Raw genomic sequence first — 12,834 nt, forward strand, 5'->3', positions numbered from 1 at the left:
GGCATGGCATTCCTGGCCGACCTCCGCGAGCTCTTTCAGACTCAAGCCGAACGTCTGCGAAACCGCCCGTTTTTGCAGGCGGCCATGGCGGCTTCGGCTCTGGTGGCGACCGCCGACGGCGAGGTTTCCTTCTCCGAGCGCGTCCGGGTCGACGAACTGCTGGGAAGCCTGGAACTGCTGAAGCTCTACGACGTCCATACCGCGGTCGACCTCTTCAACGACTACGTGGCCGCTCTTGAAAAGGACCGCGACGAAGGCGGCGACGAAGGCCGTGCCGAGGTCTTCGCGGCGGTGGAGAAGTTCGCCGAGGATCCGCAGTGCGGGCATCTGTTGCTCCGCATCAGCCGCGCGGTCTGCGAGGCGGACGGCGCTTATGTCGAGAGCGAGCGGCGCGCCGTCGAGGAACTGGCCAAGCGGCTGAACCTGCCGCCTCACCTGCTCGTCTAGCGGCCTAAACTAGCGGCGGTCCTGACGCGCCTCGCGGGCGATGTCGGCGCGGCGCTGGTCTTCCTCGCTGAGCAGGCCTTCGTGGCGGAACAGCAGGACCAGGACCAGCAATAACCCGATCAGCCCCATGCGCAGCGCACCGGCCTGCGTGGCCAGCTCCGGCGGCAACCACCCGGTCACGATCTGGCTGCCCGACCAGATGCCCCAGATGACGAAGGCGCCCAGCACCGCGCCCTTGCTGTTGCCGGACCCGCCGGCGATCAACATCACCCAGACCAGAAAGGTCGTCTGTAGCGGCACGAAGGCTTCCGGGCTGATGAAACCGACGAAGTGAGAGTAGAGCGCGCCGCCGAGCCCCATCAGGGCCGCACCGAGGACGAAGGACTGAAGGCGGAAGGACTTCACCGTCTTGCCCGACGCCAGGACGGTCAGTTCGTTCTCGCGAATGGCGCGCAGCACCCGACCCCAGGGCGCGCGGCGGGCGCGTTCGACCAAGAGAAAGATGACCAGGACGCACAAGAGCACCAGAACCATGTTGGCGAGCGCCATGCCTTCCGGACCGAGATCGGAGAAGGGCCGCGGCACGCCGCCGATGCCCCGCACCCCATTGGTCAGCCACTCCTCGTTCTTCAGGAAGAGGCGCACGATCTCGGCAATGCCGATGGTGGCGATCGCCAGATAGTCGGCCCGCAAGTTGAGCGTGATCAAACCGATCAGAAGCGCAAGGATCGCGGAGACCAGCATCGCGCCGAGGAACCCGACCGGCAGCGGCAGCCCGAGACCGCCCGCGAAGGTGGCCGAGGGTTCGATGGTGAGCAGAACGGAGGTGTAGCCGCCGACGGCCACGAAGGCGACGATGCCGATATTGAAGAGTCCCGTCAGGCCCCACTGGACGTTGAGAGCCAGCGTCCAGACCGCGTAGATCCCGGCGATGGTGATGAAGAAAATCGCGTAGTTGAGCAGAGGGTCCATGACGTCGTCGTTCCTCTCCGCGCCTAGGTGCTGCTGCCGGCGAAAATGCCGCGCGGTCTGACGATCAGCACCAAAACCATGATCCCGAAGGAGACGGCAGGCTTGTATTCGGGCGGGATCACCATAGTCGAAAGTTCCTGGGCCAACCCGATCGTCATTCCGCCGGCGATCGCGCCGTAGGGCCTGCCGATCCCACCGAGAATCGCCGCCGCGAAGATCGGCAATAGCAATTGCCAGCCGAGATTCGGATGAAGTTGCGAATCCATTCCGGCGAAAATGCCGCCGACCGCGGCCAAGGCGATGCCGATGCCCCAGGTCCAGAGCACGACCTTCTCGGTATCAATGCCGGTAATCTGCGCCAGGTCCGGATTGTCGGACATGGCCCGCATCGCCTTGCCGACCCGAGTGTGCTGCAGAAAAAAATGCAACGACGTCACCAGACACAGGGCGCCGCCCATGATGATCAGGTGGTCCGGCTTGATCCGGACAGCCCCGTCGCCAAAGGGGATCACGTAGGGCAACTGGATGCCCTGGGCATAGACCTGAACGTTGGGACCCCAGATAATCTGTACCGCCGAGCGCAGAATCAGCGCGACACCCACGCTGGCGATCAACAGAATCACAGGCCGCGTGCGCCTGAGCCGTCGATAGATCAAACGGTCGGCGATCAGAGCGACCACCAAGGTGGCAAGGGCGGCGATGGGGATCGAAACCAGGATCGGCAACTGTGCCGTCGCTACCAAACTCAAGGCAAAGTAGGCGCCGAGCGTCATGAAGTCGCCGTGCGCGAAGTGCGCAAACTTCAGAATGCCGTAGGTCAGCGACAGGCCGATCGCGCCCAGCGTCAGAATGCTGCCGAGCACCAGGCCGAAGAAGACGAGCTGAAGGAGTTCCGCCATTTCTGTCCGTCAGCCCCCCAGGAACATCTCGGCGACCTCACGGTTCGCCAGCAAGTTCGCGGCGGTGTCTTCGTAGCGGTTCTGCCCGGCGGCCAGGACGTAACCGCGATTGGCCATCTTGAGGGCCTGCTTGGCGTTCTGCTCGACCATCAGGATCGAGACACCGAGCTCGCGGTTCACGTCGCGGATCGCGTCGAACATGTCGTTGACAACGGCCGGCGCCAGACCAGCGGTCGGCTCGTCGAGCAGCAGCAGCCGCGGCTCCAGCATCAGGGCACGCCCCATCGCCACCATCTGGCGTTGCCCGCCCGAGAGCTGCCCGGCCGGCTGTCGCCGCCGGTCCCGCAAGATCGGGAAGAGCTCGTAGACCTTTTGCCGTTGCGCCTCGAAGTCGTCGCGCCGCACGAAGGCGCCCATGTCCAGGTTTTCCGACACCGTCAGACTCGGAAAGACGTTCTCCGTCTGCGGCACGAAGCCAATCCCCTGGGAGACGATCTTGTTGGGCGCCAGGTTGGTGATGTCCCGGCCATCGAACCGCACCGCTCCCTCGCGCAGGTGAACCAGCCCGAAGATCGCCTTCATGGCGGTCGACTTGCCGGCTCCGTTCGGTCCGATGATCACCACGATCTCAGCCGGCGCCACGACGACCTCGACGTCGTGCAGAATGTCGGCGCCGCCGTATCCTCCGGTCATCCCCTTGGCTTCGAGCATCCGCCTCAGGCCTCCGTCACGCCGAGGTAGGCCTCGAGAACGGCGCGGTTGCTCCGGATCTCTTCCATGCTGCCTTTGGCGAGCACCCGCCCCTGGGCCATCACGATCACCGGGCTGCAGAGTTCCGCGATCATGTCCATGTCATGCTCGATCACGACGAAGGTGTAGCCGCGATCTTCGTTCAGCCGATGAATCGTTTCGGTCAGCTTGCCCAAGAGAGTCCGGTTGACGCCCGCAGCCGGCTCGTCGAGCAGCACGACGCGCGGCTCGGTCATCATCGTGCGGCCGAGTTCCAGCAGCTTCTTCTGTCCCCCGGACAACCGGCCGGCCAGTTCGTGGCGCAGTTCGTAGAGATTGAGGAACTGCAAGACCTCCTCGGCCCGCTCGCGAACCGCACGCTCCTCACGGCGGACACGTCCCGGCCGCAACCAGGCCGCCCAAACCTGCTCTCCGCTCTGATCCCCCGGGACAAGCATCAGGTTTTCCAGCGCCGTCATTCGGGGCAATTCATGTGGAATCTGAAAAGTCCGTACCAACCCCCTATGAAACAAAGCAGGTGGACTCAATCCCGTAATGTCGTGCTCGTCCATCAGGACACGCCCGGAGTTGGGCTTCAGAAAACCGGCGATGATCGAGAAGAGCGTCGTCTTGCCGGCGCCGTTGGGGCCGATCACCGCCGTGATCGAGCCGGCGGGCACGTCCAGCGTACAGTCGTCCACAGCCATCAAGCCGCCGAAGCGCTTGACGAGGTTTTCGACTCTGATCACCGAAATTCCAGACAGGTCATGCGACGCCATTCAACCGTAGCGTAACAAAAAGATCGCATGTGCTAGACGAGCCGACCCGTCCTGTCCAGGATCATTCACCCGGATCAACCCGCCGGACCTGCGGAAAACTCAGACGTAGAGGCCTTTACGGCGCGATGGGGTCTGAGGGCGCGCCGAACCGCTCTTGCCGCCCCCGCGCCCTGCGCGCCGGCGGTCCATGACGTAGTCGAGCTTCTTCATCGCCAGATCCTCGAGCGCGGCTTCGCCCCGCAGAGGGTCGCCAACGATCGACGCCTCAATGCCGGTCGCGACATCGATTGCCGAAACCTTCACGTAGGCGCCGCAAGGCAAGAACTCGATAATAACGTCGCGAGACTTGGCCATGCCGACAGACTTTCGTCAGTGAAGGTCAAGGAAAGGTTAAGCAAAAGGCCACCGGCCCCGCTGTGGCCCGTTCGGCGTCGCGGCAGGGTCACGCTTTGCGCCGTTCAGCCTCTTGGATCCGCTCAAGCGGGTGTTCGACCGCCAAGGTCATTACTTCCACCGGATCCGCCAGCCCCCGCAGTTCGCGAGCGCCGAGCGCCTCCCAAGCCTCCGACGGCAAAAGCTTGGCAAAATCGGTGCTGGCCAGCACCGAGCGGTCGAGCGTCTTGCTCAGTTCCTCCAGCCGCGCCGCCACGTTGACGGCCCGCCCCACGACGGTGAACTCCAACCGCTCTCGCGTGCCGATGTTGCCGAATAGCAGTTCCCCGACATGGAGTCCGAGACCGAAGCGCAAAGGCGGTGCCCCATCGACCGTTCGGCGCGCGTTGATATCCGCCATGTCTGCGTAGGCGCGCTGCGTCGCGGCGAGCGCCTGGCGACAGGCATCGGCCGCGCCGCCCTCTTCGACCGGAAAGATCGCCAAGACCGCATCGCCGATCAGCAACAAAACCTGGCCACCCTCGGCGATCACCGCGCCGGCGGTCGCGTCGAAGTAGGTATCCAGAGTCTCCAGGAACGTCTCGGCCTCCAGTTGCTCGGCCAGTTCCGTCGAACCGCGCAGGTCGGAGTACCAGATGGCGGCCTGGACGGTCTGGCCGTCGCCGCGCTTGATCTGGCCGTCGAGCACCCGGTCTGCGGCCGCCGCGCCCAGATAGGCGGAGAGAACGTTGTGAGTGAGCTGTTCGCGCATCACCACCTTCAGTGCGACGGCCAAACGCGCCTGAATACGCCGGATGGCGGCGATCTGCGGTTCGGTGAATCCGGCTGGGCGCATGGTCGCGAAGGACCCGACAGCTCCGTCATAGCGGTCCTCCTCGAAGACGGCGAGCCAACCGAGATAATCGGTGTATCCTTGTTCGGCGAGATCCACGAGCAACGGGAAGTCGAGCATCGCCTCCGGTCCCGCGAGCCGCCGCCTGAGTACGGGCAGTTTCCGCTCGATCAGCCATTTTAGAGGGCTGAGCCGCCACTCCTCACTGATCCCGTCATCGCGATGCGGAAAACGCTCCTCGACAAGACCGCGTTCGACCGTCCAAGTGTAGCTGATGGCCTCGAACAAGGGATGCAACGTCGTCATACCGACGTTGGCCCGTGCTATGGGCAAGCCGGCGGCGATCATGCCGTCGAGGGTTCCCCTCAAGAGACTCTCGAGCGTGCTGCCCTTGAGCGCCTGCTCCATCAGCCAATCCGTGATCTCGTCGATCAGGATGTCGCGCCTGGAGGCGGCGGCGGTCTCGGGCGGGAGTTCGGTCATCGAGCGCTCCTTCGGCGCGGCAGTCCTGACGATCTGGTGCTATAGTCAGGCAGCGGCATTAAGTCCGCCAGTGACATAGCGGCCATGACGGCCCTAGCCTACCCCGCCGCAGGACGACGCAATATATCTAGAAGCCGAGTAACGAGAACCTGAGTAGAACCTGTAGCACGACGCTTACGTCTTACCGGAGGAACGACCCTAGTGAGCCCCGCAGAACCCGCCGCCAAGCTCGAGCCCGCACCCCAGGCTCCGGCCGCCCGCTTCCAATGGGAAGACCCTTTTCTGTTGGACGAACAGCTCAGCGAAGACGAGCGGATGGTCCGCGACGCGGCCTATCAGTACTGCCAGGAGCGGCTGATGCCGCGCGTCTTGGAGGCCAACCGTCACGAGCGCTTCGACCGCGAGATCATGACCGAACTGGGCGAACTGGGTTTCCTCGGCTCGACACTGCCCGAAGAGTACGGCTGCGCTGGCGCCAACTACGTGTCCTACGGCCTGATCGCCCGCGAGGTCGAGCGGGTAGACAGCGGCTACCGCTCGGCCATGTCCGTGCAGTCTTCGCTGGTCATGCATCCGATCTACGCCTGGGGTGACGAGGCTCAGCGCAAGAAGTATCTGCCTAAGCTGGCGACGGGCGAATGGGTCGGCTGCTTCGGCCTGACGGAACCGGACGCCGGGTCCGATCCGGCCTCGATGCGCACAACGGCCACTAAGATCGACGGCGGTTATCGTCTCAAGGGCGCCAAGATGTGGATCACCAACTCCCCGATCGCCGACGTCTTCGTGGTCTGGGCGAAGTCGACGGCGCACGACGGCAAGATCAAGGGTTTCGTGCTGGAAAAGGGCATGGAAGGTCTGTCGGCGCCGAAGATCGAGGGCAAGTTCTCGCTGCGGGCCTCGATCACCGGTGAGATCGTCATGGACGACGTCTTCGTGCCGGACGAGAACCTGCTGCCCAACGCCAGCGGCTTGCGCGGTCCCTTCGAGTGCCTCAACCGCGCGCGCTATGGAATCGCCTGGGGCGCGATGGGCGCCGCCGAGTTCTGCTGGCACGCGGCGCGCGGCTATACGCTAGAGCGCCAGATGTTCGGCAAGCCGCTGGCCGCCACCCAGCTCGTCCAGAAGAAGCTGGCCGACATGCAGACGGAAATCGCGCTCGGCCTCCAGTCATCCCTGCGGGTCGGCCGGCTGATGGACGAAGGCAAGCTGATGCCGGAGGCGATCAGCCTCGTGAAGCGGAACTCCTGCGGCAAGGCGCTGGATATCGCGCGCACCAGCCGCGACATGCATGGCGGCAACGGCGTGTCCGACGAGTACCACGTCATCCGACACGTCATGAACCTGGAGGCGGTCAACACCTACGAAGGCACCCATGACGTCCACGCGCTGATCCTGGGTCGCGCGCAGACCGGCCTGCAAGCCTTCGGATGACCGACGCGATCGGCAGCCTGGAAGCGCTGCGCGACCGCTACGGGGCGGCCAAGGCGACGACGGAGCTGAAGCGGCTCGCCCGGCTCGACGAGCACTGCCGGGCGTTCATCGCCGCCTCGCCTTTCGTCGTCCTCGGCACCTCGGACGCCGAGGGTAATCAGGACGTCAGCCCGCGCGGCGATCCGCCGGGCTTCGTCCGGGTGCTGGACGAGACCCGCCTGCTGCTGCCGGACCGGCCGGGCAACAAGCTGATCGACAGCCTTTCGAACGTTCTCGCCAATCCGAAGGTTGGCCTGCTTTTCATGGTGCCCGGCATGAACGAGACGCTGCGGGTCAACGGTCGTGCCCAGATCGTCACCGACCCCGCGTTGCTGGAGCCCCTGGCGGTGGAGGGACGCCTGCCGCCCTCCGCCTTGCTGATCGAAGTGGAGGAGGCCTACCTGCACTGCGCCAAGGCCTTCATCCGCTCCAAGCTGTGGGATCCGGACAGGCAGATCGACCGCAAGAGCTTTCCAAGCCTGGGCCGCATGATCGCGGATCAGATCGCCGGCTTGGACGCCGAAAAGACCGAGGCGGGGATCCAGGAGTCCTATAAGGACCGGCTCTACTGAGACGTCACGCCGCGATACTGAGACGTCACGCCGCGATCAGCCGGCGGCAGAGATCCAAAAGTTCATCGCCGCCATAAGCGCGGCAGTTACTGGCCAGCATGGGGGCGTTTTCGCGCGTCTGCGCTTCTGCCGCCAAGGCGGCGGGATCCAGGTTGAGCGCGCTTAGATCGCGGTCCAAACCGACCTCTTCGAGCAGTGTCACGTAGGCGCCTTCAAGCCCGGCGACAGCCACGGCATCGGCGCCGTCCAATCCGAAGGACCGCGCGACGGCCGCATGCTTGACGGGCGCCGCCGCAGCATTCGAAGCCAGAGCCACGGCAAGCGACAGGCCCACGGCGCGGCCATGATGGACCCGTCCGAGCGTCCCGAGCGCATGCCCCAGCGCATGGGCGACCCCTGTGCCCGCCGTGTCGATCGCCTGGCCCGCCAGAAAGGCGGCAAGCTGCACCTGTCCGCGTGCCTTCAGATCGTCGCCCCGGGTGACGGCTCTGCCCAGGTTGCCCGCAACGAGCCGGACCGCCTCCAGTGCCGGCGCCCGAGAGAAGCTGTCGGCGTTACGATTGGTCGCGGCCTCGATGGCGTGAACCAGCGCATCGACCCCGGTCGCCGCTGTCAGATGCGGCGGCAAACCGACCGTCGCCTCGGGGTCGAGGAGCGCCACCTTGGGAAGCAGTTCGTCGCCCCAGGCCCAGAGCTTGGCGCCGTCGCCGCGCGAGAAGATCGCGACTCGCGTCGCTTCCGAGCCGGTGCCCGCGGTGGTGGGAATCGCGATCACCGGCAAGGCCCCGGCAGGAAAAGGCCGCGCCGCCAGGGCATAGTCCTGGACGGGCGCCGATCCGCCCGCCGCCGCCGCCGCCAGCTTGGCGACATCCAAGGCGGAACCGCCGCCCAGGCCAATGATCAGCCGTGCCTTGCTCTCGCGTGCCAGGGACGCCGCCGCCTCGACCTGCTCGGCTTTCGGATCGCCAGCCACCTCGGCATGGCGCGCCACCGCGAGACCCGCGCTGGAGAGCTGCGCCTCCACCCGATCCGCCAGGGCGGGTACGCCAGGATCCGCAACCAGCAGAACCGCGGTCGACCGCCCCGTCAGCCTCCCGGCCTCGACGCCCAGACGGTCGAGCGCGCCCTGCCCACTGATCGCGCGCGGCCCGCGCTGCCACTCCACTACCGCCATTCCACTGCCGCCATCGCCTCATCACCACGCTTTGGTCTCTTGCAAAACCACCCTGCAGGACCGAGACGCTATACTTGCAAAATCGACATGTCGTCGAGGTTTCTCGGGGACCAAGCTGCCTTTTCGTTGACGGCCTGCCTGACGATCCGCAGGCTCGTCGCGCCTTTTCACTTCAGCCGGAGAGATCGACAGTCTCAACCATGGAAATCACACGCATCGTTCAAAGCGTTCATCGTCTTCCGCTCGACCCTCCGTTCCAAGCCTCCTGGGATACCCGACCCCGCCGACACTTCGATCTGCAGCTCGTTCGCGTGGAAACGGACGTGGGCCTTGTCGGGATCGGTGCGGGCGACGCCATGCCCGGCTTCGCCGGCCACGAAAATCTCTTCGTCGGACAGGACCCGCGCGAACTCGACCGGCACTTCCGGGTTATCGAGAACCTTTCATTCCATTACGGGCGCTGCTGGCCGCTGGACATCGCCCTCTGGGACCTCTTCGGCAAGATCCTGGGCGAACCGATCTGGCGGCTGCTCGGCGGTGCCTCCGACCGGGTGCCTCTCTACGCCTCCTCCGGTTCGCTGCGCGACGGCGCGGAGCTGGTGGACCTGGCGCAGGCCCTGCGCGAAGAGGGGTTCTCGGCCCTGAAGGTCCGTTTCCAGCGACCGCACTGGCGCCAGGACGTCGCCGTGCTCGAGCAGCTTCGCGAGGCGGTCGGTCACGATCTGGAACTGATGGTCGACTGCAACCAGGCTTGGCGCATGCCCTGGGACACGTCCCTGCCCTGGACCTTCAAGGACGCCCTGCTGGTCGCGGAGTGTCTGGAAGACCTGGACATCTACTGGATGGAGGAACCCCTGCATCGCGGCGACTACGACGGCATGGCCAGACTGCGCGACTCCGTCGACCTGCGTATCGCCGGCGGCGAAATGACCCGGGAGTTGCACGAGCTGCGGGAAATCGTCGCCCGCCGCTGCCTCGACGTGATCCAGACCGATGTGGTCTGCACGGGCGGGATCAGCGGTCTTCGCCGCGTCGCGCAGAGCGCGTTCGATGCCGGCCTGGAGTTCACGCCTCACACCTGGGGGCACGGCATCGGCCTGCTGGCCAACGCGCACCTGGCCGCCGGAGTCGGCGGTTGCCGCTTCCTGGAGTACCCCTTCGATCCGCCGGCCTGGACGCCGGAACGGCGGGATTTCGGCCTGACCGAGGCAGTGGTCGCCAACGACGACGGTCAACTGCTGCTCGGCGAGGCGCCTGGTCTCGGCATCGATCTGGACGAGGACCGGCTGGCGGAGACGCGAATCGGGTGAGCCCGAGCCGGACAAGCGCTGCGGCCCGCGACTCCGCAAAGACGGGAATCGCGAAGGCTGAGGCCGCAAGGACGGGCACCCGACCGAGATTGGGTCTGGTGCTGGGCAGCGGTTCGGCGCGCGGCTGGGCCCACATCGGCATCCTGCAGGAACTGCAGACGGCCGGCATCCACCCCGACATCGTGGTCGGCTCCTCCATCGGCGCGCTGGTCGGCGGGGCCTATGTCAGCGGGGGTCTGGACCGGCTGACCGACTGGGCGCTCACCTTCAATCGCCTCGACGCCCTGCGCACGCTCGACCTGCGGATCGCCAACGGCGGCTTGCTGGGGGGCGGCCGGCTGATGCGGCGGCTGCTGAAGCCACACCACAACGAGGCGATCGAGAGCCTCTCACCGCGCTTCGCCTGCGTCGCAACCGACCTCGCGACCGGCCTTGAGATCGCGCTCCAAGAGGGGCCTCTCGCCGAGGGCGTACTGGCCTCGCTCGCCATGCCGGGGCTCTTCGCACCGGTCAAGCGCGACAGCCAGTGGCTGGTCGACGGCGGCATCGTCGATCCGGTCCCGGTCACCCTGGCGCGCGCGCTGGGGGCCGAACGGGTGATCGCGGTCAACCTCACCTCGGGAATGGCCAACCGCCGTCAACAGCGCCGGCAGCAGCGGCGCAGCCCCGGCCGGCCGCGCTTCCCGCTGCCTGGGGTGAAGACGCTCCTGCGCAACCTGCCCCTGGACTCCGGCCTGCGCGCCCTCCTCGCTCACACGCCCGATTCTGCTCTGCAGGCCGACATTCCGCGCTACCTCGATGTCGTCTTCGGCTCGATCCACATCCTGCAGGACTACGTGACCCGCAGCCGTCTGGCGGCCGATCCACCCGACCTGCTCATCGAGCCGGCGCTGCAGAACATGGCGCTGCTGGAGTTCAATCGCGCCGAGGAGGCCATCGCCGCAGGCCGCACGGCCCTACGCGCCTCGCTCGACGATTTGGCAGGCCTTTTGGAGTAAGGCCCGACTCGACGAACCGGCGAGACTCGATCTGTTCCTGAAAGGAGGATCGGCCATGCTCTTCTTCATCACCCTGCTCCTGCTATGCCAACTGATCGGGGAAGCGGCCGTCCGGCTGGTCGACCTGCCCGTCCCCGGACCGGTGGTCGGCATGGCTCTGCTCTTCCTCGGTCTTCTGATCCGGGGCGGCGAACCGCCCGAAGAACTCGGCCAGGTCGCCAACGGACTGCTGAACAACCTGGCCCTGCTCTTCGTGCCGGCCGGTGTGGGCGTGATGCTGCATCTCGATCTGGTCCGTGCGGAGTGGCTGCCCATCCTGGGCGCCCTGATCGGCAGCGCGGTCCTCACCGTCGCCGTCACGGCGCTGCTGCTCTCGCTGACGGCGCGGATCACCGGCGCCGAAGCGCGGCAGGAGGAGCGGAAAGAATGAGCGAGCTGGAAACGCAAGCGGCGCTCGATCCGGTCGCGAGCGAACTCTACGAGGTCTGGGTCTATCTCGCGACCTCGCCGCTGCTGTTCCTGACGCTGACCCTGGCGGCCTACCTGCTGGGCGATTGGATCTATCGCCGGGCCGGCCTCAGTCCCTGGGCCAACCCGGTGCTGATCGCGGTGCTGCTGCTGGTCGGATTGCTGGTGCTCACCGGCACAAGCTACAGCACCTACTTCGACGGCGCCCAGTTCGTGCACTTTCTTCTGGGGCCGGCGACGGTGGCGCTGGCGGTACCGCTCTACCGCAATGTCCGGGCCCTGCGGCGTACGCTCATTCCGCTGCTGGTCGCCTTGATCGGCGGTGCCGCCACGGCGGTCGGCAGCGCCATCGGCATCGGCTGGCTGCTGGGTGCGACTCGCGAGACCTTGCTCAGCCTAGCGCCGAAGTCCGTCACCACGCCGATCGCCATGGGCGTCTCGGAGGCCATCGGCGGTCTACCTTCGCTGACGGCGGTGTTGGTGATTCTGACGGGGATCCTGGGCGCGGTCCTGGCGACCGGAACGCTGAACCTGCTGCGCATCAAGGACTGGCGCGCACGCGGTTTCGCCATCGGACTCTCGGCCCATGGCATCGGCACTGCCCGCGCGCTGCAGATCAACGAGGTTGCCGGCGCCTTCTCCTCCCTGGCGATGGGCCTCAACGGCCTTGCAACGGCGATGCTCGTGCCGCTGCTGCTTCGCCTTTTCGGATAGGCCCTCGGCGTTTGAGGCTGCTAAGCGGCCGGGCTTAGGCGGCTCAGACGCTGCGGAGCGCTGAGGAAGCGCAACAGGCGCTCCAGGGTCTTGGTCGACTCCTCCAGTTCGGACTCGACAAGACCGCTCTCGCCCATATCACCCGCATGGCGTGCAAAAAAGTCGGCCAACATCTTACAAATGTTACGGCCTTCGTCCGATGCACGCACGTTGAAGGAGCGGCGGTCGTGCAGCGAACGCTCCTGAATCAGATAGCCGTTTTCGACCAGCTTCTTGACGTTGTAGGACACGTTGCTGCCCAGGTAGTAACCGCGCAGCGTCAGCTCGCCGACCGTCACTTCCTCATCGCCGATATTGAAGAGAATCAGCGCTTGGACGTTATTGACGTCCCGGATTCCGCGCTGGTCCAGCTCGGACTTGATGACTTCGAGCAACTGACGGTGCAGACGCTCGACAACCTGGAGAGAATCAAGATAGGCGGCCAGCACGGCACATCCTCCAGTCTAAAATACGATCTTTCACGGCCATTAGGCGCAGAGGCGGGTTAAGGCGCCCTTAAGGGCCACCCACCGCAGGTTACCTGGAAGTCTTCGA

The 12,834-nt window shown here is 65.7% G+C and carries 15 protein-coding genes; 7 read left to right on the forward strand and 8 right to left on the reverse strand.

Annotated features, from left to right (window positions below; genetic code table 11):
* Positions 1-3 precede the first annotated feature (3 nt).
* Entirely contained in the window at positions 4-447 is a 444-nt protein-coding gene (locus DBZ32_RS04000; RefSeq protein ID WP_119165801.1) for a TerB family tellurite resistance protein, read from the forward strand.
* Positions 448-456: 9 nt separating this feature from the next.
* Here DBZ32_RS04000 and DBZ32_RS04005 read toward each other — a convergent pair whose 3' ends face one another.
* The 6 genes from DBZ32_RS04005 to DBZ32_RS04030 form a co-directional block, all read right to left on the reverse strand.
* The gene (locus DBZ32_RS04005; protein WP_208539092.1) at positions 457-1,419 is read right to left on the reverse strand and encodes a branched-chain amino acid ABC transporter permease; all 963 of its coding nucleotides are present in this window, start codon (positions 1,417-1,419) and stop codon (positions 457-459) included.
* A 23-nt stretch (positions 1,420-1,442) separates the two neighbouring features.
* Entirely contained in the window at positions 1,443-2,318 is an 876-nt protein-coding gene (locus DBZ32_RS04010; RefSeq protein WP_119165802.1) for a branched-chain amino acid ABC transporter permease, read from the reverse strand.
* Positions 2,319-2,327: 9 nt separating this feature from the next.
* On the reverse strand, positions 2,328-3,029 hold the full coding sequence (locus tag DBZ32_RS04015; RefSeq protein WP_208539093.1) for an ABC transporter ATP-binding protein: 702 nt from the start codon (positions 3,027-3,029) through the stop codon (positions 2,328-2,330).
* Positions 3,030-3,034: 5 nt separating this feature from the next.
* Positions 3,035-3,796, reverse strand: coding sequence for an ABC transporter ATP-binding protein (locus tag DBZ32_RS04020; protein WP_208539094.1), 762 nt, complete (start codon positions 3,794-3,796; stop codon positions 3,035-3,037).
* A gap of 129 nt (positions 3,797-3,925) precedes the next feature.
* A complete protein-coding gene (locus DBZ32_RS04025; RefSeq protein ID WP_119165805.1) occupies positions 3,926-4,180 on the reverse strand; it encodes a DUF6898 family protein in 255 nt (84 codons plus the stop codon).
* 88 nt (positions 4,181-4,268) lie between these two features.
* Entirely contained in the window at positions 4,269-5,534 is a 1,266-nt protein-coding gene (locus tag DBZ32_RS04030) for an adenylate/guanylate cyclase domain-containing protein (protein WP_119165806.1), read from the reverse strand.
* A 282-nt stretch (positions 5,535-5,816) separates the two neighbouring features.
* Here DBZ32_RS04030 and DBZ32_RS04035 point away from each other — a divergent pair, with 282 nt between their 5' ends.
* Both DBZ32_RS04035 and DBZ32_RS04040 read left to right on the forward strand, forming a co-directional pair.
* On the forward strand, positions 5,817-6,965 hold the full coding sequence (locus tag DBZ32_RS04035; RefSeq protein ID WP_407923486.1) for an acyl-CoA dehydrogenase: 1,149 nt from the start codon (positions 5,817-5,819) through the stop codon (positions 6,963-6,965).
* Positions 6,962-7,576, forward strand: a complete 615-nt coding sequence (locus DBZ32_RS04040; protein WP_119165807.1) for a pyridoxamine 5'-phosphate oxidase family protein — start codon at positions 6,962-6,964, stop codon at positions 7,574-7,576. The genes DBZ32_RS04035 and DBZ32_RS04040 overlap by 4 nt, the downstream gene beginning before the upstream one ends.
* Positions 7,577-7,601: 25 nt before the next feature.
* Here the strand turns inward: DBZ32_RS04040 and DBZ32_RS04045 are convergent, their stop codons facing one another.
* The gene (locus DBZ32_RS04045; protein WP_119165808.1) at positions 7,602-8,750 is read right to left on the reverse strand and encodes an iron-containing alcohol dehydrogenase; all 1,149 of its coding nucleotides are present in this window, start codon (positions 8,748-8,750) and stop codon (positions 7,602-7,604) included.
* A 200-nt stretch (positions 8,751-8,950) separates the two neighbouring features.
* Here DBZ32_RS04045 and DBZ32_RS04050 point away from each other — a divergent pair, with 200 nt between their 5' ends.
* From DBZ32_RS04050 to DBZ32_RS04065, 4 genes are read left to right on the forward strand one after another with little or no spacing between them, the layout of a single operon-like run.
* Positions 8,951-10,060, forward strand: coding sequence for a mandelate racemase/muconate lactonizing enzyme family protein (locus DBZ32_RS04050; protein ID WP_119165809.1), 1,110 nt, complete (start codon positions 8,951-8,953; stop codon positions 10,058-10,060).
* Positions 10,057-11,058 (forward strand): patatin-like phospholipase family protein, encoded by a 1,002-nt coding sequence (locus DBZ32_RS04055; protein WP_119165810.1) that lies wholly within the window; start codon positions 10,057-10,059, stop codon positions 11,056-11,058. The genes DBZ32_RS04050 and DBZ32_RS04055 overlap by 4 nt, the downstream gene beginning before the upstream one ends.
* Before the next feature lie 55 nt (positions 11,059-11,113).
* Positions 11,114-11,488, forward strand: a complete 375-nt coding sequence (locus DBZ32_RS04060; RefSeq protein ID WP_119165811.1) for a CidA/LrgA family protein — start codon at positions 11,114-11,116, stop codon at positions 11,486-11,488.
* Entirely contained in the window at positions 11,485-12,240 is a 756-nt protein-coding gene (locus DBZ32_RS04065) for an LrgB family protein (RefSeq protein WP_119165812.1), read from the forward strand. The genes DBZ32_RS04060 and DBZ32_RS04065 overlap by 4 nt, the downstream gene beginning before the upstream one ends.
* A 20-nt stretch (positions 12,241-12,260) precedes the next feature.
* Here DBZ32_RS04065 and DBZ32_RS04070 read toward each other — a convergent pair whose 3' ends face one another.
* Positions 12,261-12,728, reverse strand: coding sequence for a MarR family winged helix-turn-helix transcriptional regulator (locus DBZ32_RS04070; RefSeq protein WP_119165813.1), 468 nt, complete (start codon positions 12,726-12,728; stop codon positions 12,261-12,263).
* Positions 12,729-12,834: the final 106 nt, after the last annotated feature.

Origin of the sequence: Algihabitans albus, assembly GCF_003572205.1 — a bacterium.
Classification (GTDB): domain Bacteria; phylum Pseudomonadota; class Alphaproteobacteria; order Kiloniellales; family DSM-21159; genus Algihabitans; species Algihabitans albus.